The sequence below is a fragment of the Micromonospora sp. NBC_01638 genome (assembly GCF_045209745.1).
Classification (GTDB): Bacteria; Actinomycetota; Actinomycetes; order Mycobacteriales; family Micromonosporaceae; genus Micromonospora.
This window is the reverse complement of record NZ_CP109273.1, coordinates 1472836-1492955: the sequence shown is the minus strand read 5'-3', so window position 1 is coordinate 1492955 and position 20120 is coordinate 1472836. Positions and strand designations below refer to the sequence as shown.

The 20120-nt window shown below is 71.4% G+C and carries 16 protein-coding genes and 1 riboswitch; of the genes, 13 read left to right on the top strand and 3 right to left on the bottom strand.

The features are described from left to right. Window positions 1-67: 67 nt before the first annotated feature. The 3 genes from OG811_RS06905 to truA all read left to right on the top strand — a co-directional run bounded on the left by OG811_RS06905 (window position 68) and on the right by truA (window position 2580). On the top strand, window positions 68-1090 hold the full coding sequence (locus tag OG811_RS06905) for a DNA-directed RNA polymerase subunit alpha (protein WP_007465227.1): 1023 nt from the start codon (window positions 68-70) through the stop codon (window positions 1088-1090). 34 nt (window positions 1091-1124) lie between these two features. Beyond that, on the top strand, window positions 1125-1682 hold the full coding sequence (gene rplQ / locus OG811_RS06900) for a 50S ribosomal protein L17 (protein ID WP_406072854.1): 558 nt from the start codon (window positions 1125-1127) through the stop codon (window positions 1680-1682). Window positions 1683-1749: 67 nt separating this feature from the next. Next, window positions 1750-2580, top strand: coding sequence for a tRNA pseudouridine(38-40) synthase TruA (truA, locus tag OG811_RS06895; RefSeq protein WP_406072853.1), 831 nt, complete (start codon window positions 1750-1752; stop codon window positions 2578-2580). Between the two features lie 53 nt (window positions 2581-2633). On the opposite strand, the gene OG811_RS06890 is transcribed toward truA, so the two are convergent. After that, window positions 2634-3731, bottom strand: a complete 1098-nt coding sequence (locus tag OG811_RS06890; RefSeq protein ID WP_406072852.1) for a hypothetical protein — start codon at window positions 3729-3731, stop codon at window positions 2634-2636. 103 nt (window positions 3732-3834) lie between these two features. Between OG811_RS06890 and OG811_RS06885 the strand changes: the two genes are divergently transcribed. From OG811_RS06885 to OG811_RS06875, 3 genes are read left to right on the top strand one after another with little or no spacing between them, the layout of a single operon-like run. Continuing rightward, window positions 3835-4440, top strand: coding sequence for a class I SAM-dependent methyltransferase (locus OG811_RS06885; RefSeq protein ID WP_406075573.1), 606 nt, complete (start codon window positions 3835-3837; stop codon window positions 4438-4440). A gap of 40 nt (window positions 4441-4480) precedes the next feature. Further along, the gene (locus OG811_RS06880) at window positions 4481-6160 is read left to right on the top strand and encodes an ABC-F family ATP-binding cassette domain-containing protein (RefSeq protein ID WP_406072851.1); all 1680 of its coding nucleotides are present in this window, start codon (window positions 4481-4483) and stop codon (window positions 6158-6160) included. Between the two features lie 37 nt (window positions 6161-6197). Then, window positions 6198-7160 (top strand): aldo/keto reductase, encoded by a 963-nt coding sequence (locus OG811_RS06875; protein ID WP_406072850.1) that lies wholly within the window; start codon window positions 6198-6200, stop codon window positions 7158-7160. Between the two features lie 74 nt (window positions 7161-7234). Here the strand turns inward: OG811_RS06875 and OG811_RS06870 are convergent, their stop codons facing one another. Both OG811_RS06870 and OG811_RS06865 read right to left on the bottom strand, forming a co-directional pair. Next, window positions 7235-7765, bottom strand: coding sequence for a hypothetical protein (locus OG811_RS06870; RefSeq protein WP_406072849.1), 531 nt, complete (start codon window positions 7763-7765; stop codon window positions 7235-7237). Window positions 7766-7837: 72 nt separating this feature from the next. After that, complete coding sequence (locus OG811_RS06865; protein ID WP_406072848.1) at window positions 7838-13672, bottom strand: ThuA domain-containing protein; 5835 nt, start codon at window positions 13670-13672, stop codon at window positions 7838-7840. A 321-nt stretch (window positions 13673-13993) separates the two neighbouring features. After that, a riboswitch (TPP riboswitch) is annotated at window positions 13994-14103 on the top strand. Between OG811_RS06865 and thiE the strand changes: the two genes are divergently transcribed. From thiE to thiC, 7 genes are all read left to right on the top strand, one after another. Then, a complete protein-coding gene (gene thiE / locus OG811_RS06860; protein WP_406072847.1) occupies window positions 14098-14724 on the top strand; it encodes a thiamine phosphate synthase in 627 nt (208 codons plus the stop codon). Its footprint overlaps the riboswitch before it by 6 nt. Next, window positions 14718-15929, top strand: a complete 1212-nt coding sequence (thiO, locus tag OG811_RS06855; RefSeq protein ID WP_406072846.1) for a glycine oxidase ThiO — start codon at window positions 14718-14720, stop codon at window positions 15927-15929. Before thiE ends, thiO begins: the two co-directional genes overlap by 7 nt. Then, complete coding sequence (gene thiS / locus OG811_RS06850) at window positions 15920-16120, top strand: sulfur carrier protein ThiS (RefSeq protein WP_406072845.1); 201 nt, start codon at window positions 15920-15922, stop codon at window positions 16118-16120. Before thiO ends, thiS begins: the two co-directional genes overlap by 10 nt. After that, window positions 16117-16896: a thiazole synthase gene (locus OG811_RS06845; protein ID WP_406072844.1), complete on the top strand. Its 780-nt coding sequence runs from the start codon at window positions 16117-16119 to the stop codon at window positions 16894-16896. The genes thiS and OG811_RS06845 overlap by 4 nt, the downstream gene beginning before the upstream one ends. Continuing rightward, window positions 16893-17633: a thiamine phosphate synthase gene (locus OG811_RS06840; RefSeq protein ID WP_406072843.1), complete on the top strand. Its 741-nt coding sequence runs from the start codon at window positions 16893-16895 to the stop codon at window positions 17631-17633. The genes OG811_RS06845 and OG811_RS06840 overlap by 4 nt, the downstream gene beginning before the upstream one ends. After that, window positions 17630-18415 (top strand): bifunctional hydroxymethylpyrimidine kinase/phosphomethylpyrimidine kinase, encoded by a 786-nt coding sequence (gene thiD / locus OG811_RS06835; protein WP_406072842.1) that lies wholly within the window; start codon window positions 17630-17632, stop codon window positions 18413-18415. Before OG811_RS06840 ends, thiD begins: the two co-directional genes overlap by 4 nt. A gap of 17 nt (window positions 18416-18432) precedes the next feature. Then, on the top strand, window positions 18433-20025 hold the full coding sequence (gene thiC / locus OG811_RS06830; RefSeq protein ID WP_406072841.1) for a phosphomethylpyrimidine synthase ThiC: 1593 nt from the start codon (window positions 18433-18435) through the stop codon (window positions 20023-20025). The last annotated feature ends 95 nt before the right edge of the window (window positions 20026-20120 follow it).

Here is a 20120-nt window from a genome sequence, read left to right as displayed (position 1 = left end):
GCGGGCCACCGGAACAGTTTGTGTCGTGGGCGTCAAATAGCGGGCGCCCCGGAAGAGAAGAGAAAAGATGCTCATCAGCCAGCGACCCTCCCTCTCCGAGGAGTCGATCAACGAGACCCGGTCGCGGTTCGCCATCGAGCCGTTGGAGCCGGGCTTCGGCTACACCCTGGGTAACTCGCTGCGGCGTACGCTGCTGTCGTCGATCCCGGGCGCGGCCGTCACCTCGATCAAGATCGACGGCGTGCTGCACGAATTCACCACGATCCCCGGTGTCAAGGAGGACGTGGTCGAGCTCGTCATGAACATCAAGGAGCTGTGTGTCAGCTCCGAGCACGACGAGCCGGTCAGCATGTACCTGCGTAAGCAGGGCCCGGGGGACGTGACCGCGGGTGACATCCAGCCCCCGGCCGGCGTCTCGGTGCACAACCCGGATCTCAAGCTCGCCACCCTGAACGGCAAGGGCCGGCTCGACATGGAGCTGACCGTCGAGCGGGGCCGGGGCTACGTGACGGCTGCGCAGAACAAGCAGTCCGGCGCGGAGATCGGCCGGATCCCGGTCGACTCGATCTACTCGCCGGTGCTGAAGGTGACCTACCGCGTCGAGGCGACCCGCGTCGAGCAGCGCACCGACTTCGACCGGCTGATCATCGACGTCGAGACCAAGCCGTCGATGGGTCCGCGTACCGCGCTGGCCTCCGCGGGTTCGACGCTGGTGGAGCTGTTCGGGCTGGCCCGGGAGCTGGACGAGACCGCCGAGGGCATTGACATCGGGCCGTCCCCGCAGGACGCCCAGCTGGCAGCGGACCTCGCTCTGCCGATCGAGGAGCTGGACCTCACCGTCCGCTCCTACAACTGCCTCAAGCGCGAGGGCATCAACTCCGTTGGTGAGCTCATCGGGCGTACCGAGGCCGACCTCCTCGACATCCGCAACTTCGGTCAGAAGTCGATCGACGAGGTCAAGATGAAGCTCGCCGGGATGGGTCTCGGGCTGAAGGACTCGGCTCCGAACTTCGACCCGGCGCATGTCGTGGACACCTTCGGCGAGGCCGACTACGACACCGACGACTACCGCGAGACCGAGCAGCTCTAGTCCGCGCTGCCGCCACAACTGAGGAGCACCAAAAATGCCCACGCCCACCAAGGGCCCCCGCCTCGGCGGCAGCCCCTCGCACGAGCGGCTGATGCTGGCCAACCTGGCCACTGCGCTGTTCCAGCACGGCAAGATCAAGACCACCGAGACGAAGGCCCGGCGGCTGCGTCCGCTCGCCGAGCAGCTCATCACCAAGGCCAAGCGCGGTGACCTCGCCTCGCGTCGTCGGGTGCTGGGTGTCGTCAAGGACAAGGACGTGGTCTACGCCCTGTTCGACCAGATCGCGCCGCGGTACTCCAACCGCCCCGGCGGTTACACCCGGATCGTGAAGACCGGTCCGCGCAAGGGTGACAACGCGCCGATGGCCATCATCGAGCTGGTGGAGGAACTTCAGGTCGCCGAGCCGAAGGCGAACAAGAAGACCACCGCCCGCAAGGCCGCGCAGCAGGACAAGGTCGAGGCGCTCGCCCCGGCTGAGGAGACCCCGCAGTCGGCCCCGGCCGACCAGGACTCCGAGGCGCCGGTGTCGGTGTCCGGTGACACCGACGCCGCCCGTGAGGACAGCGACGAGGCCACCGAGAACAAGGCCTGATCAAGGGCAACGTCGGGCCCGGCACCCCATCGGGGTGTCGGGCCCGATCCGTAACAGGAGGTACGAGGTGGACGAGCGGATCCGGCTGCGGCTGGACGTCTCGTACGACGGCACGGATTTTTCGGGCTGGGCCGCCCAGCCGACCCGGCGCACCGTCGCGGGGGTGCTCGTCGAAACCCTGGGCCTGGTCCTCGGCGCCGGCACGGCCACCGGGCTGACGGTGGCCGGGCGAACCGACGCGGGGGTGCACGCCACGGGGCAGGTGTGCCACCTGGACCTGCCCGTCGACGTGTGGCGGCAGCACGAGGGGCGGCTGCTGCGTCGCCTGGCCCGTCTGCTCCCCACCGACCTGCGCGTACGGGCGATGACCGAGGTGCCGGCCGACTTCGACGCCCGGTTCTCGGCCACCTTCCGGCGTTACGAATACCGGGTCACCGATGCGATCTTCGGAGCCGAGCCGCTACGCCGGCGCGAGGTGCTGGCCTGGCCGAAGCCGCTGGACCTGACCGCGTTGAATGCCGCGGCGGCCGGCCTGGTCGGGGAGCACGACTTCGCCGCGTACTGCCGGCGCAAGGAGAACGCGACCACCCTGCGCGAGGTGACCCGGCTGGACTGGCGCCGTGACCCGGACGGCATCCTGGTCGCCACCGTGCAGGCCGACGCGTTCTGCCAGGCGATGGTGCGCAGCCTGGTGGGGGCGATGTTGGTGGCCGGGGACGGCCGCCGCCCGGTCGAGTGGCCGGGCAGCCTGCTCACCCGGCAGGATCGGTCCAGCGAGGTGACCGTGGCGCCCGCGCGCGGGCTGACCCTGGTCGCCGTCGGCTACCCGCCCGATCCGGCCGAGTACGCCCGCCGCGCCAACCTCACCCGCCGGCTGCGGGTCCCGGTCGAGGGCTGACCACCGCCCGGTTCGCGCGGCGGCTGGAACGGCTGACGACCGCGTGGCGAGGGTCATTCGCCTGGCAGCTCGCCGGGGCCGGTGCTGCCGCCCTGGGTCCCGCTGCCGTCGGTCGGCACCGGCGACGGTTGTGCGGCTGTGCCACCGTCGGCCCGCTGTTGCAGCACGCCGCGGCTGAGGTGCAGCTCGATCATGTCGAACAGGATCTCGCGGACCTTGGTGTCACCCGCCTTGACCGCCGCACCGTCCTCGCGGACCACCAGCGCGTACGCGAGGTAGTGGCCACGGACCTGCCAGCCGACCCGCGCCGGGGCGCTGGTCAGCACGTCGGTGGCGGCGCCGTCGGTGACGGGGAGGCCACGGAACCGGCCCTGCCGCTCGTCGAGCAGCTGTCGGATCCGGTCCCGAGCTCGTTCCGCGCTGACCTTGTCGGTGAGGTTGAACAGGCCGGCGGTGACCAGGTGGGCACCGCCGGGCGTACGCAGCGTGGCGCGGACGGCCTGGTTGCAGCCGAGCCGGACCAGCAGGTCGGCGACCTCGCCGGTGGCGGCGACCGCGCAACTGCCGCTGGACTGGGTCTTGAGCACCTGGTAGCTCGGCTGGCCGTCGGTGAGCTTCAGTTCCTTGCCGGGGAAGAGTTCCTTGGCGGTCAGTGGGGCCTGGTCGGTGTCCCGGGAGTCGAGGGCCAGCCGTTCCGCTGGAGCGGATGTCGTCGGGGCGGCGTTTGCCTGGTACGTCGGGGTGTTCTGCGGTTGCCGGTCGCGGTCGACGAGCAGCGCGGCGGCACCCAGGCCGCAGAGGGCGAGCAGGACCAGGACGGCTGCGCCGCCGATCAGCACCTGCCACAGCCGACCACCGCCGCGCCGTGTGGGCGGCTCCACCGGCGTCGCCGAGGTGTAGACCTGGCTGCGGGGTGCGGCGAGCGGGATGTCGGCGGGAGCCGGCGGCGGCGGCGGTGGCGGCGGCGGCGGTGGCGGTGGCGGCGACGACGGCAGCGAGAGCTGATTCGGCCGGGGCAGCGACGGCGTGGGGAAGCGTGACGGAGAGGGCCCGGCCGGTGGGGGCGGACCGGCACCGGGCACCGGCAGGTCGGACCCGGGATCCGGGTACTCCTCAAAAGCATCCTCATCGGACTCGTACCGATACACCATGTCGCCCAGAGTAAGAGCCATTGTCCCTTTAGGGGGTAAAATCCAGTAAATGGGTACGTGGGCCGTGTCCTGGCCCGCCCGGCCCGGTGCGAGAATTGCCGACGTGACCGGCGACCACTACTTCACCGCTCAGCCCGCCAGCGACGCCCCGGCGCGCGAGGTCGAGTTCTCCGTCGCCGACCGCGACTACCGGCTCGCCTCCGCCGGCGGGGTCTTCTCCGCCAGCCGGCTCGACCCAGGCACCGCGGTGCTCCTGCGCAAGGCCGAGCTGCCGGCCGTCGACACCAGGGGTGACCTGCTCGACCTCGGCTGCGGGTTCGGGCCGATCAGCTGCGTGCTGGCCGACTCCGCGCCGACCAGCACCGTCTGGGCCGTCGACGTCAACGCCCGCGCCCGCGAGCTGACCGCCGCCAACGCGGTCCGGATCGGCGCCGCCGATCGGATTCGGGTCAGCGCGCCGGACGACGTGCCGGCGGACATCCAGTTCGCCCAGCTCTGGTCCAACCCACCCATTCGGATCGGCAAGGACGGGCTACACGACCTGCTGCTGCGCTGGATGCCCCGGCTCGCACCGGACGGCGTCGGCTGGCTGGTCGTCGCCCGGCACCTCGGCGGCGACTCGCTGCAACGCTGGCTCACCGAGCAGAGCTGGCAGGTCGAGCGGCACGCCAGCCAGAAGGGCTTCCGGGTGCTGCGGGTCACCCGGTAATTGGATGTCCCCCCGACCCTGACTGGGGCAGGATCCCGGCGTGGGATACGTGGACGTGGCAGGGGTCGGGCACATTCTCCCCGACGGTCGGGAGCTCTTCGCCGACGTGTCGTTCCGGGTTGGGGAGGGCAGCAAGGTCGCCCTGGTCGGGCCGAACGGCGCGGGAAAGACGACGCTGCTGCGGATGGTCGCCGGCGACCTGCCAGTGCCAAGCGGCGTCGTCGCTCGGGCCGGTGGGCTGGGCGTGATGCGCCAGTTCATCGGCATGATCGGCGACGAGTCGACGCTCGCCGACCTGGCGTTGTCGCTGGCCCCGCCGTCACTGCGCGACGCGGGCCGCCGGCTCGGCGAAACCGAGGCGGCGATGCGGGCCGCCGAGGCCCACGGCAAGTTCAGCAACGCCGCGGGCAAGTCCCAACTGGCGTACGCCGACGCGCTGGGCGCCTGGGGCGAGGCCGGCGGGTACGACGCCGAGGTGCTCTTCGACACCGTCGCGACCATCGTGCTCGACAAGCCCTGGGACGCCGTGCGGGACCGGCCGGTTCGTACCCTGTCCGGCGGCCAGCAGAAGCGCTTCGCGTTGGAGCTGCTGCTGCGCGGCCCCGACGAGGTGCTGCTGCTCGACGAGCCGGACAACTTCCTCGACGTGCCCGGCAAGCGCTGGCTGGAGGCGCGACTGCGGGAGTCGACCAAGTCGGTGCTCTACGTCTCGCACGACCGCGAGCTGCTCGCCCAGTCCGCCGACCGGGTGGTCGCCGTGGAGGGCGGCAGCGCCTGGGTGCACCCGGGCGGTTTCGCGAGCTGGCACGAGGCGCGGGTGGCCCGGCACGCCCGCCTCGACGAGCTGCGCCGACGCTGGGACGAGGAGCACCAGAAGCTGCGCGAGCTGATGCTGATGTACAAGCAGAAGGCCGCGTACAACGACGGGTTGGCCTCGCGCTATCAGGCCGCGCAGACCCGGCTGCGCAAGTTCGAGGAGGCCGGGCCGCCGCCCGTACCCCCGAAGGACCAGGACATCCGGATGCGGCTGAGCGGCGGGCGGACCGGCAAGCGCGCGGTCATCTGCGAGCAGCTGGAGCTCGACGGCCTGACCTACCCCTTCGACCTGGAGATCTGGTACGGCGATCGGGTGGCGGTGCTCGGTGCCAACGGCACCGGCAAGTCGCACTTCCTGCGGCTGCTGGCCCGGGGCGGCACCGATCCCGACCCGGCGAACGGGCCGGTCGACGGGGCGGGCGCGCTCGCCCCGGTGACACACGACGGCACCGCCCGGCTGGGTGCCCGGGTCCGCCCTGGGCACTTCTCTCAGACCCACGACCGGCCGGAGCTGATGTCGAAGACGCTGGTCGAGATCCTCTGGCGGGGCGACGAGCACCGCACGGGGATGGACCGGCACGCGGCGATGGGGGTGCTCAGCCGCTACGAGTTGGCCGGGCAGGGCGACCAGCGCTTCGGCACCCTCTCCGGCGGGCAGCAGGCCCGGTTCCTGGTGCTGCTGCTGGAGCTGTCCGGGGCGACCCTGCTGCTGCTCGACGAGCCCACCGACAACCTCGACCTGGCCAGCGCGGAGGCGTTGGAGGCGGGCCTGACCGCGTTCGAGGGGACCGTGATCGCGGTCACCCACGACCGCTGGTTCACCCGATCCTTCGACCGGTTCGTGCTGTTCGGGGGCGACAGCGAGGTGGTGGAGACCCCGGAACCGGTCTGGGACGTGGGCTGATCGGTCCCCGGGCGACGGTGCGTCCGGCCGGCATAGGGTGGATCTCGTGACTGACATGACCTATCGCCGGCTGGGCGACTCCGGGCTCGTGGTGTCCGTGGTCGGCATCGGCTGCAACAACTTTGGCCGCAAGCTCGACCTCGATGGCACCCGTGCGGTGGTCGACGCCGCACTGGACGCCGGGATCACCCTCTTCGACACCGCCGACATCTACGGTGAGCCGCAGGGCGGCTCCGAGGAGTTGCTCGGGCAGGCGCTCAAGGGGCGCCGGGACGACGTCGTGGTGGCCACCAAGTTCGGCATGGACATGCACGGCCTCAACGGGCCGGACTACGGCGCGCGTGGTGCGCGGCGTTACATCGCCCGAGCCGTCGAGGCGTCGCTGCGCCGGCTCGGCACCGACCACATCGACCTCTACCAGATGCACGAGCCCGACCCGGGCACGCCGCTCGACGAGACCCTCGCCGCCCTGGACGACCTGGTCCACGACGGCAAGGTGCGCTACCTGGGCAACTCCAACTTCACCGGCTGGCAGATCGCCGACGCGGACTGGGTCGCCTCGTCCAACGGTCGGGCCCGCTTCATCAGCGCGCAGAACCACTACAGTCTGCTGGAGCGCTCGGTGGAGGCCGAGGTGATCCCGGCCTGCGAGCGGTTCGGCCTCGGCATGCTGCCGTTCTTCCCGCTCGCCAACGGCCTGCTCACCGGCAAGTACAAGCGCGCGAGTCAGCCGCCCGCCGGCAGCCGGCTCTCCGGCGGTGGCCGGTATGCCGAGCGGCTCGCCGCAGCCGACTGGGACACCATCGAGGCGATCGAGGCGTATGCGGGCGAGCGGGGGCTGACCATGCTCCAGGTGGCGATCGGCGGGCTGGCCGCCCAGCCCATGGTGACCTCGGTGATCGCCGGTGCCACCACGCCCGAGCAGGTGCGTGCCAACGCCGCCGCCGGCACCTGGGAGCCCGGCGACGAGGACCTGGCGGCCCTGCGCGCCATCCTCTGAGCCAAATGACAGCGGGCCGGGCCGCTCGTCGCGGCCCGGCCCGGTCGTTGAATGGGCGCCGGAGCGCCGGTCGGTCAGCCGGTGCGGCGGCGGCCGAACAGCATGGCCACCCCCATCGCCGCGGCGACGAGCACGAGGCCGGCCGCCGCGAACGGCCACCAGCCGGCGCCCGCCAGTCCGGCGGTTCCGTCTGCCGGCTTGGTCACCGCGACCGGCGCGGGCACTGGCGGCGACTGTGCCACCCGGGCCTGCACCGTTGCGGTGGCCTCGCTCTGGTGCGGAGCGGGCGCGCTCACCTTCACGCGCCAAGTGCCGGCGGTGAGAAGCGGGCCGCTGCTGTAGAAGCCCTGCCCCTCCGGTGCCGGTTCGAGTTGCACCGGCCCGACCCGCTGCCCGTCTGGACCGGTGGCGGTGAGGACCAACCGCACCAGCTGGTCCAGCCGACGGCCATCGGTGTAGGTGGCCTGGATGGTGACCCCCTCGGCCCCGTCGCCAGCCACGGTCAGCTTGAGTTTGTCGGCTTTGGCGGCCGCCGGGGCCGCGGCGAACAGGGTCAGGGCCAGTCCGGCGAAAACGGCGGCCAGCACCTTGCGGATACCCGTCACGGACATCTCCCCACTACGGATGAGGGAGGCCCCTCCCCGACACCGCGGTGTCGGGAAGGGGCCTCGGATGGATCAGAGCTGGCGGCCCGGTGCGAGTCGGGTGACGTCCTCACCCAGTCGTCCGGCGCCCTTGACGGGCTTGCCCTTGTTCGCCTTGACCCCGGCGTTGCTGGCCGGCGTCCCGCCGAGCCGCACCGTCATGGCGTCGGCGTCGCGGATCAGCACGTCCCGGATCTCCGCCTCGGTCACCAGCTTGGTGTCCGCGGCGAGCTTCCGGAAGGCGGCCAGTTCCTTGAGCGCCTTGTTGTCGTTGCCCGCCGCCTCGGCCTTACGGACGGCGTCGAGCGTCTTCGTCAGATCCTTGTGGGCCTTGGCCGAGAGCCGCCCCGTCGCCTTGAACCGGTCCAGCAGGTTCTGCATGTCCCGGAACGAGGTGGTGACGAAGAACCGGACCGTCGAGGTGGTCTTGTTGCCCGCCTTGTCGGTCGCGGTCACGGACAGCTCGTGCAGGCCGAGCGGCAGCTCGTACATGGCCTGCAGAGTGCCGCTGGCGTACGCCTTGCCGTCCAACTGACCGACCACGGTCGCGATGCCCGAGGTCGGGTCGACGGCCTGCCAGGACACCCGAACGTCCTGGCTGTCTCCGTAGAGCTGGCCGTCGGCGATCCCGGACACCAGCAGCGTCGGCTTGGTGCCGTCGATGCGCAGCACCGCCGACTTGAGCGTCTCGACGTTGCCCGCCTTGTCGGTCGAGCGGAACAGCAGTTCGTGCTGCCCGTCACCGGTCACCTCGACCGGCGTCGAGTACGGCGTCCACGCGCCACCGTCCAGCGACCACTCGACCGTCTTGACGCCGGAACCGGCGTCGGTCGAGGTCAGCACGACCGGGATCGTCCCGTTGTGCCAGCCGGCGTCGTTCGCCGGAGCGAACGCCGCCGAGGTCACCGGCGCCGTGGCGTCGATCTTGACCGAGACGGTCTTCGTCGACTCGACGTTGCCCGCCTTGTCGGTCGAGCGGAACCGCAGCTCGTGCTCGCCGTCCCCGCTGACCGCCACCGGTGCGGTGTAGTCCGTCCAGGTGGTGGACCCGTCCAGCTGGTACGCCGTACCGGCGAGCCCGCTACCGCCGGCCTCGTCGGCACCGGTGAGCGTGATCGTCACCGGCCCGGTGTACCACCCGTCGGTCGGGGTGCCGGAAACCGCCGCCGTGGTAACCGGCGCGGTTTCGTCCGCCACCTTCGTGCTGAGCCGGAAGTAGTCGAACGAGGCGGTCTTCGAGGCCGTCTGGGCGGCGCCGAGGGTGAACAGCCCGACCTTCGGGGTGGCCCCGACCGCGCTGTTGGTCAGCGTCGTCAACGCGGTCCAGGTCGTCCCGTCGGCCGAGTACGACGCGGTGAACGTGTTGCCGGTGCGGGCCAGCCGCAGATGCCACACGGCAGCGGTCAGGTTGCCTGCCTCCGGCTGCGGGTTCTGGACCACCCCGGCGATCTCGCTGCGGAACTCGATCCGCCGCGTCACCGCCTGGCCGGCCTGGTTGTCCGCGATGAAGTCGAACTTGATGTAGTTGTCGTCGTCCGCCTGCACGAGCAGACCGGCCTGCTGGTACTGCTCGTTCAGCAGGCTGCCGTCGACCTTCGTCTCCAGGGTCCAGTCGCCGGACGGCGCGGTCTGAAGGATGAAGTTCTTCGGCCCGGTGTTGTCGGTGCCGTAGATGTCACCGTTGGGCACGTCGATGCGCAGCGCGCCACCGGTGACCCGGTAACCGCTCGGGTCCTCCCGCAGGATCGCGTTCCACCGGCACTTGTCCAGCGTGGCACCGGTGAACTCGTCCGACGGGTCGACCGGGCCGGCCGGGGCGTCCGGCGTGACCACGAACGAGTCGAAGGCCGCGTTGACCACCGGCGCCTCGGTGCCGCCGTTGAGCGCGAAGACCCCGATCCGCGGGTTGGTGATGCCGGCGAGCGCGGCCGACCGGCCGACCGGGGTGAAGGTCTGACCGTCGCCCGAACTGGCCGCGGTCAGGTTCGTCCCGTCACTGGTGATCCGCAGGTACACGGTGTCACCCGCCGGTGCGGCGGCGCTGTCGGCAGCGTCGTTGCGCGGCGTGGCGGCCGTCTCCCGGATGAACTCCACGCGTCGGCTGCCGTTGTACAGCAGGTCCACCTTGGCGTAGTTGTCATCGTCGCCGTACACCATGATGCCGGCCTGCTGGTAGTTGGCCGTCACGGGCAGGGTGACCTTGGTGGTCATCTGCCAGGCACCGCTCGGAGCCGCCTGGAGCACCAGGTTGGTGGCGTCGTTGCGAGCGCCGTAAAGGTCACCCACCCCCGTGGGCAGCCGCAACGCGCCGCCACTGACCGAGTAGAGCTGGTTCTCCCGGACCACGCTGGTCCACCGGCTCCTGTCGAGGCTGGTGCCGTTGAAGTCGTCCGAACGCGCCCCGAAGCAGGACGTGTCCGGCGCGTTCACCCGTACCGGCACCGTGGCGTACGACTTGGCACCCTTGCTGTCGGTCACCGTGAGGGTGGCCGTGAAGGTACCCGGGCTGGTGTAGGTGTGGCTGGCGTCCAAGGTGGTCGCCGTGCCTCCGTCACCGAAGTCCCAGGCGTACGTCAGCGGGGTGTTCCCCTCGGCGTCGGTGGCCGTGCCGTCGAAGGCGACGGTGACCGGCGCGGTGCCGGTCGCCGGGGTGGCGGTGGCGCTGACCACCGGCGGCGCGTTCTCGGTGACGCCGCGGCCAATGAAGTCCATCCAGTTGACGTTGAACAGCGAGCCCGTCCCGCCGTTCGGGTCGCGGGCCAGGAAGTACAGCGAGCCGCTCGCGGCACCGGTGACCGGTGCGCTCACGTCCGTGTACGTCTGCCAGGCGCCGGTCGTCGGGACGGTGGCCGTGGCGACCACCGGTCCGTCAACCGCACCCGCACGGACCTCGATCCGACCGCCAGCAACGGCCGAGGCGGCCCGGAACCGGATCTCGGTGATGTTGGTCAGGTCCGCCGGGGCGACCGACCACCAGTCGCCGTCCTCAATGAACGCGATGTTCTGGCCGCCGCCGGCGCTGTCGGCGCCGGTCTCCCGCTGCACGCCGGCGTCTCCGCCGCCGGTGCTCACCGGCGCACGCCCGGTGGCGGTGAAGTACTCGGCCTGCTTCTGCTTGGGCTGCAGGACCTCGATCGCCCGGCCGGTGAGCGGGCCGGACCCGCCCGCGCCGCCCCCGTCGGTGTAGGTGGCCTCGAAGACCGCGAACACGTTCGCCTCGGCGCCGTGCCCGGAGGCGAGCGACGTCTGGACGGTGCCGGTGCAGCCGGTGTGCTGCTCCAGCGGGTGGGCGTGCTCATCGTGACCGAGCAGCACCTGCAACTGCACCCGGCCGCAGTCGATCTGCCCGTCCTCCGGGTCGGTCACCTTGACCGAGTAGCGGACCTGGTCACCCCAGTTGAAGAAGCCACCGTCCGGCGGGAACTCGATGGTCACCGTCGGTGCGGTGTTGCCCACGGTGACCGGCACGTTGGCCACCGCGGTACGGCCCTTCGGGTTGGTGACGGTGAGCTGGGCGGTGAAACTGCCCGCCGTCGCGTACGTGTGCGTCGGGTTGGCCTCGGTCGAGGTCTGCCCGTCGCCGAAGACCCAGGCATAGGTGAGCGCGCCACCGTCCGGGTCCCGGGAGCCGGCGCTGGAGAAGGTGACCGTCAACGGCGCCGGCCCCGAGGTCGGGTTGGCGGACGCTGCCGCGATCGGCGCGCGATCACCGGCCGTGTAGTCGATCCGGTAGACGCCGGAGTTGTCGTTGTTGCCGCCGAAGCCGCTGCCCCACTCGATCAGGTACATCGCGCCGTCCGGACCGAACTCGAAGTCCATCGGCCGGATCATGCTCATCCCGGTGAGCAGCTGGTTGATGTCCACCAACGACTTGCCGTCGGCGGTCACCTGCATGGTGTACATCTTGCTCTGGTTCCACTCGCCGAACAGAGCCTTGCCGTCGTAGTACGCCGGCCACTTGCGGTTGGAGTTGAGGTTGGCGTCGTACCGGTAGACCGGGCCGCCCATCGGGGCGCCACCGCCGCCGATCTCCGGGTAACGCGCGTCACCGGCGTACCCGTAGTCGACGGTCGCCGGAACGACCGGCGGGAGGTTGGTCAGGCCGGTGTTGTTGGGCGAGTTGTTCACCGGTGCCGCGCAGTCGAACTTCGCCCCACTCGGACCGGACGGGAACGTGTAGTCGTTGTACGCCTCGTTCGTCCCCGTGCAGTACGGCCAGCCGTAGTTGCCAGGAGTGACGATGTTCCACTCGACCAGGCCCCGGGGGCCCCGGGTCGGGTTGTCCGCGTTGGCGTCCGGCCCGTAGTCCGCGACGTACAGCGTGTTGGTCTTCGGGTCGGTGCCGATCCGGAACGGGTTGCGGAAGCCCATCGCGTAGATCTCGGGACGGGTCTTCTCGGTGCCCGCCGCGAAGAGGTTGCCCGCCGGAACGGTGTACGTCCCGTCGTCCTCCGGGTGGATCCGGATCACCTTGCCGCGCAGGTCGTTGGTGTTGCCGGAGGTGCGCTGCGCGTCGTAGTCCTGACGGCCCGGCCGCTCGTCGATCGGCGTGTACGCGCTCGACTCGAACGGGTTGGTGTTGTCACCGGTGGCCAGGTAGAGGTTGCCCTCGCTGTCGAAGGTCATGCTGCCGCCCGCGTGGCAGCAGGTGTTGCGTTGGGTGTCGACCCGCAGCACCTGCTTCTCGCTGGCCGGGTTGATGGTGTCGCCGGTCACCGTGAACCGGGACAGCAGGTTGCGGGTGACCCCGTCGTTCGGGGCGTAGTAGAGATACACCCACTTGTTGGTGGCGAAGTCCGGGTCGAGCCGGATGCCGATGAGACCGTCCTCGTTGCCGGTGAAGACGTCCAGGTCGACCGCGGTGACGGTGCTGCCGGTGTCCGGCTTGATGATCTGGACCCGGCCGTCGCGCTCGATGTAGAAGACCCGCCCGTCGGGGGCGATGTCCAGCTCCATCGGGTTGCTGGTGTTGCTGTCCAGCGTGACCTTCTCGAAGTTCGCGGTCTTCGAGGCGCCGCAGTCACCGGCCTCGACACCTGCTGCGGTCCGGATGCCGCCGAGCAGGTGGGAGAGGAACTCGGGCTCGGCGTACGACTCGCGGGTGTGCCCACCACCGGTGTACCAGGAACGACCGCCGTCGAAGTCCTGGCACCAGGCGGTCGGGTGGTCGGCGCCCATCGCGCCGGCGCCCGCGGTGTAGCTCTTCTCGTTCAGGCTGGCCAGCACGTGCACTTTCGGCCGCGGGTTGGTCTGGAAGTTGTACCACTCGTCGAACCGGGACCAGCGGTCCGGCAGCTCGCTCGTGGACGGGTGGGCGTGGTCCTCAACCTTGACGGTGGCCTGCTGGTTCTGCGGGTGGTTGGCGAAGTACGCGCCGACCAGGTCGCCGTACCAGGCCCAGTTGTACTCGGTGTCCGATGCGGCGTGGATGCCGACGTAACCGCCGCCGGCACGCACGTAGCGCTCGAACGCCGCCTGCTGGTCGGCGTTGAGGACGTCACCGGTGGTGGAGAGCCAGATCACCGCCTTGTACTTCGCCAGGTTGGCGTCGCTGAATGCGGCCCCGTCCTCGGAGTTGTCCACAGTGAACCCGTTGGCGACGCCGAGCTGCTGGATGGCGGCGACGCCGGTGGGGATGGAGTCGTGCCGGAAGCCGGCGGTCTTGGAGAAGACCAGGACGGAGAAGGGATCGTCCGCGGCCTTTGGTGCCTTCGGCGCCACCTGGGCGACCGGGGCCCCGGCTGGCGCTTCCCGAAGGGGGGCCTGCGCGGCTGCCTGTGCGGGCGCGCCGATCAGGGTCGTCGAGGCGAGGGCTAGGGAGATGAGTGTTGCGGTGATGGGTACGCGGGCCCGATGAGAACGGGACACGCCGCCTCCTATGTCGTAGTGACAGGGAATCGCGGGAGCCGGCTCGCCGAAGACCGTCCCAGATGGAGCCGGTGGTGACACCGTGCCAGGGTGCCCCCGCCAACATTTTGTCGAATCGCTGAACAAATTAGTTCGGCTGGCTCAATGTCCGGCAAGATGCCGGCGGGTAACGGTTCTGCAACGGCAGGCGACATTCCGAACAGGACCACATGAACCGCCCACGGGTCTCGCCCCTTTCGGCGCGGTTCGGCCCGCCGACCCCCGCCGACCCCCACCGACCCCCGCCTTGGCAGACCCGCGGATCTGTCGTACGGTGACACGCAAGTAACCCACGGGAGCCCGGTGTGCCGGGCTGAGAGGGGGGCTGACAGCCCCCGACCGTCGAACCTGATCCGGGTAATGCCGGCGCAGGGAGGAGCGTTGCCGTGCCGTCTCTGGGGCGACTGCATCTGATCACCGACACCCGACCCGGCCGGGACCCACTCACCGTGGTCCGGGCCGCCCTCACTGCGGCCCGCGCCGACCTGGTGGTGCAGGTCCGGGTCGAGGATTCCGCCACCGACCGCGAGGCGTACGACCTGGCCCAGCGGGTGCTGGCGCTCTGCGCGTCGTACGGGGCGGCCTGCCTGGTCAACGACCGCTTGCACGTGGCGCTGGCGGTGGGCGCCGCTGGCGGGCACGTCGGCGAGGACGACCTGCCGGTCGCCGCAGCCCGCCGGGTGCTCGGCCCCACCGGCGTGCTGGGAGCCACCGCCCGCGCGCCGGGAACGGCGACCGAGGCCGTCGCGGCAGGAGTCAGCTACCTGGGTGTCGGGCCGTGCCACACCACCAGCACCAAGTCCGGGCTGCCGAATCCGATCGGCCCTGCGGGAGTACGCGCCGTCACCGACGCCGTGAGCGTGCCGGTCATCGCGATCGGCGGGGTCACCGCCGCCCACGTGCCGGCCTTGCGCGCCGTCGGGGCGTACGGGGTGGCGGTCGTCGGTGCCCTCTCCGCTGCCGCCGACCCCGCTCGCACCGCCGCCGAACTGATCGAGGCCCTGACGTGCTGACCGGCCGGTCCCGGCCACCGCGATCGAGCGACCGGGTCCGGCCGGACGTCGCGGTGGTGGGGGCGGGGCCGATCGGGCTGGCGATCGCCTGGCGCTGCGCTGCCCGCGGGCTGCGCGTGGTGGTTCACGATCCGGCACCCGGCTCGGGGGCGTCGGCAGTGGCCGCGGGCATGCTGTCGCCGGTCGCCGAGGCGCATTTCGGTGAGCGGGAGCTGACCGCGCTGCTGCTGGAATCCGCCGCCCGCTGGCCGAAGTTCGCCGCCGAGCTGACCGCGGCTACCGGCGCCGACATCGGTTACCGGACCGAGGGCACCCTGATGGTCGGACTGACCGGCGACGACCTGGCCGAGGCACGCCGGTTCTGGGCGTACCAGCAGGGATTGGGCCTGCCCGTGACCCCGCTGCGCCCCAGCGAGCTGCGCGACCGCGAGCCGGCGCTCGCCCCGCGGGTGCGCGGCGGCGCGCTCGCGCCCACCGACCACCAGGTCGACCCCCGACTGCTGGTGCCGGCGCTGCGCACGGCCGCGCAGCGGGCCGGCGCGATGCTCGTGCCGCACGCGGTCCAGCGCCTGTCCGAAGTGGACGCACGGATCACCGTGGTCGCCGCTGGCGGCGGGGCCGCCGCACTCACCGGCCTGCCCGTGCGTCCGGTGAAGGGCCAGATCCTCCGGCTACGCGCGCCCGATGGCGTCGCGCCGGGCTTCCGGCACGTGATCCGCGGGTACGCCGACGGCGAGCCCGTCTACCTGGTGCCCCGCGCCGACGGCGAGGTCGTGCTCGGCGCGACGGTCGAGGAGCGGTCGGACACCACCGTCACCGTCGGCGCCGTGCAGCGCCTACTCCGCGCCGGCATCGACCTGCTGCCCGAGCTGGCCGAGTATGACCTGGTCGAGGCGGTCGCCGGGCTGCGCCCGGGCACCCCGGACAACGCGCCGATCCTCGGGCCGCTGCCCGGCCAGCCGGGCGTCCTGGCCGCCACCGGGCACCACCGCCACGGCATCGTGCTCACCCCGATCACCGCCGACCTGATCGCCGACCTGGTGCTCACCGGCGTACCCGACCCGCTGCTCGCGCCCGTGCGGGCCGACCGTTTCAGCAGTGCCGGCTCGGCCCGTCCCGGGGAAGCCGATGCCGGCTCCGTCGATTTCGGGGCGGTCGAGACGGGCGGACCTGAACGGACGACGGAGGGGGACCGGTGGAGTTGACGGTGAACGGGGCCGGACGCGGCGTCCCCGACGGTGTTTCGGTGGCGGACCTGGTCCGCGACATCGTGCCTCAGCAGCGTGGGGTGGCGGTCGCGGTCAACGGCGAGGTGGTGCCCCGAGCCGGCTGGCCGGCCCGGGTGCTGCGCGCCGGTGACCGGGTCGAGGTGCTCACCGCGGCGCAGGGCGGGTGAGCGGCGTGCCATTCGAGCTGGGTGGGGAGACGTTCACCGTACGGCTGATCCTCGGCACCGGCGGCGCCGCGAACCTGCACGTGCTGGAGCAGGCGATCCGGGCGTCCGGCACCGAGCTCGTCACCGTGGCGCTGCGCCGGGTGGGCACTGCGCCGGGCTCCACCGGAGGGCTGCTGGAACTGCTGGACCGATGCGGGGTGCGGCTGCTGCCGAACACCGCCGGCTGCCACACCGCGACCGAGGCGGTGAAGGTGGCCCGGCTGGCCCGGGACGCGTTCGACACCGACTGGGTCAAGCTGGAGGTGATCGGCGACGAGCGGACGCTGCTGCCCGACGGGGTGGAGCTGCTCCGCGCCGCCGAGGAACTGGTCGCCGAAGGTTTCACCGTGCTGCCGTACACCAGCGATGACCCGGTGCTCGCCCGCCGGCTCGCCGACGTGGGCTGTGCCGCGGTGATGCCGGCCGGCTCCCCGATCGGTTCGGGGCTCGGCATCGGCAACCCGCACCACATCCGACTGATCCGTCAGTGCGTGGACGTGCCGGTGATCCTCGACGCCGGCATCGGCACCGCATCCGACGCGGCCCTGGCCATGGAATTGGGCTGCGACGCGGTGCTGCTGGCGAGCGCGGTGACCCGGGCCGCGGACCCGGTGGCGATGGCCACCGCGATGCGCTACGCGGTCGAGGCGGGCCGACTGGCCGCAGGCGCCGGCCGGATCGCCCGTCGCTTCCACGCGCTTGCCTCCACACCTGACGAGGGAAGACCCGACCTGTGACCCCGCCGTCCGGTGTTGTCGTGTTGACCGACCGGCTGGTGGCGCGGGGCGGGCTCAAGCGGGTTGTGGCGGGGGCTGTGGCCGGGGGAGTGCGCTGGGTGGTGCTCCGGGAGAAGGACCTGCCCCACGCCGAGCGCGCGGCCCTCGCCGCCGACCTGCGCGCGATCCTCGTCGACGTCGGCGGAACCCTCATCGTGGCCGGTCCCGACCCGCTCGGCGGCGACGCCGTCCACCTGCCGGCCGCCGGCCCGTACCCGCCACCGACCCACCGACTCGTCGGCCGCTCCTGCCACAACCACACCGAGCTGGCCCGCCTGACCACCGAGCACTACACCACCGTGTCCCCGTTGTGGCCAACCAGGACGAAGCCGGGTTACGGCCCGCCCCTCGGCCCGCTCAGCCTGCAAAAGCTGATCGAGGTCAGTCCCGTGCCGGTCCTCGCGCTGGGCGGCATCGAAACACCCGAACAGGTAACCGCCTGCGTCCAAGCGGGAGCCGCCGGAGTAGCCGTGCTAGGCGCACTCATGCGAGCCGAGAACCCAACCGAGGCAGCCACCACGCTGACCAGGGCTTTCGAGAAGGCGGTGACCCCTGAGCCCTTCAAAGCCGGCACGGAGGCAGCCAGGTCCCCACGAACGGGGCTGCGGCCGACCGTGCCCACGCAGGGATCAAGCCTGACCGCCCGGAGTGGGCACGGTCGGCCGCAGCCCCAAACCGCAACCAGGGAAAAACAATGACCCCGAGCACAGTGCTCACCATCGCCGGCTCGGACTCCGGCGGCGGCGCGGGCATCCAGGCCGACCTCAAGGTCTTCGCCGCGCTGGGCGCGTACGGCACCAGCGTCCTCACGGCGGTCACCGCGCAGAACACTCGGGGTGTCGACGCGGTGCTGCCGCTGCCCCCGCGCACGGTCACCGAGCAGTTGGACAGCGTGCTCGCCGACTTCACCGTTTGCGCGGTCAAGACGGGGATGCTCGGCACCCCGGCGGTCGCCGACGTGGTGGCCGAGGCCGCACGGGACGGCCGGCTACCTCAGCTCGTCGTCGACCCGGTGCTGGTTGCCACCAGCGGCCACCGGCTCGGCGTGGTGGAGGCGGTCGAGCGGCTGCTGCCGTACGCCAAGGTGGCGACGCCGAACTGCGCGGAGGCCGCCGCCATCACCGGGCGGCCGGTGGACGACGTGGCCGGGATGGTCGTGGCGGCCGAGGCTCTCGCTGCCGGCGGCCCGGAGTACGTCGTGGTCACGGGCGGTGACCTGGACGGAGGCGAGGCGGTCGACGTGCTGCACGGCGGCGGCGTCACCACCCTGTTGCGCGCGCCCCGGGTGACCACCCGCCACACCCACGGCACGGGGTGCTCGTTCTCGGCGGCGATCGTGGTGCGGCTCGCGCTGGGCGATCCGGTGCCGGCGGCGGTAGGGGCCGCCAAGGAATACGTGCTCCGCGCGCTGACCAGCGCGCGGAGTTGGGAGCTGGGAGCTGGGCGCGGGCCGCTGAACCACTTCGGCTGGTCCGCTTGAATGCCGGGGAGGCAGTCATGCAGGCACGAGGCAAGGTGTACGTCGAGGGTTCACGGCCGGATGTCCGGGTGCCGTTCGCGGAGGTGGAGCTGACCGGCGACCATCCGCCGGTGCGGCTCTACGACACGTCCGGTCCCGGTTCCGACCCTGAGGTGGGGCTGCCGCCGCTGCGTGGGCCGTGGATCGCCGAGCGGGGTGATGTGGCGCCGGTGCGGGGGGCGGGCACGCCGCTCGCCGGGACGGACGGCCGCCGGCCCACCCAGCTGGCGTACGCGCGGGCCGGTGTGGTGACGCCGGAGATGGAGTTCGTGGCGATCCGGGAAAACGTCGACCCGGAGCTCGTACGGGCCGAGATCGCCGCCGGCCGGGCGGTGCTGCCGCTCAACGTGAACCATCCGGAGTGCGAGCCGGCGATCATCGGGAAGGCGTTCCTGGTCAAGGTGAACGCCAACATCGGCACCTCCGCGGTCAGCTCGTCGGTCGCCGAGGAGGTGGAGAAGCTGAGCTGGGCCACCCGCTGGGGTGCGGACACCGTGATGGACCTGTCCACCGGCAAGCGGATCCACGAGACCCGCGAGGCGATCGTGCGGAACTCGCCGGTGCCAATCGGAACGGTGCCGATCTACCAGGCGCTGGAGAAGGCCGGCGGTGACCCGGTGAAGTTGAGCTGGGAAGTGTTCCGGGACACCGTGATCGAGCAGGCCGAGCAGGGCGTGGACTACATGACGGTGCACGCCGGGGTGCTCCTGCCGTACGTGCCGCTGGCTGTGGACCGGGTGACCGGAATCGTCTCCCGAGGCGGCTCGATCATGGCGGCGTGGTGCCTGGCGCACCACGAGGAGAATTTCCTCTACACGAATTTCGCCGAGCTGTGCGCACTGTTGGCCCGCTACGACGTGGCGTTCTCCCTCGGCGACGGGCTGCGCCCCGGCTCGATCGCCGATGCCAACGACGCGGCGCAGTTCGCCGAGCTGCGCACCCTCGGAGAGCTGACGAAGGTCGCCTGGGCGCACGACGTCCAAGTGATGATCGAGGGTCCGGGGCACGTGCCGATGCACAAGATCAAGGAGAACGTGGACCTCCAGCAGGAGTGGTGCCACGAGGCGCCCTTCTACACGCTGGGCCCGCTGACCACCGACATCGCGCCGGCGTACGACCACATCACTTCGGCGATCGGCGCCGCGATGATCGGCATGTTCGGCACCGCGATGCTCTGCTACGTCACCCCGAAGGAGCACCTCGGCCTACCGGACCGCGACGACGTCAAGGCGGGCGTGATCGCGTACAAGATCGCGGCGCACGCGGCGGACCTGGCCAAGGGGCACCCCGGCGCCCAGGACTGGGACGACGCGCTGTCGAAGGCGCGGTTCGAGTTCCGCTGGGAGGACCAGTTCAACCTCTCGCTGGATCCGGAGACGGCACGCTCGTACCACGACGCGACGCTGCCCGCCGAGCCGGCGAAGACGGCACACTTCTGCTCGATGTGCGGCCCGAAGTTCTGCTCCATGAAGATCACCCAGGAGCTCAAGGAGTACGCGGCGCGCGGCATGAAGGACAAGTCGGAGGAGTTCATCTCCGGCGGCGGCCGGGTCTATCTGCCGCTCGCCTGACCTGTCCCGCCCGGTCCGGCGCGCGGCCTGGCCGGTCCGGCGCGGCCCGTCCGCCCGGTTCCGAGTGGATCAAGCTAGTGGGTCGACCGATCGGC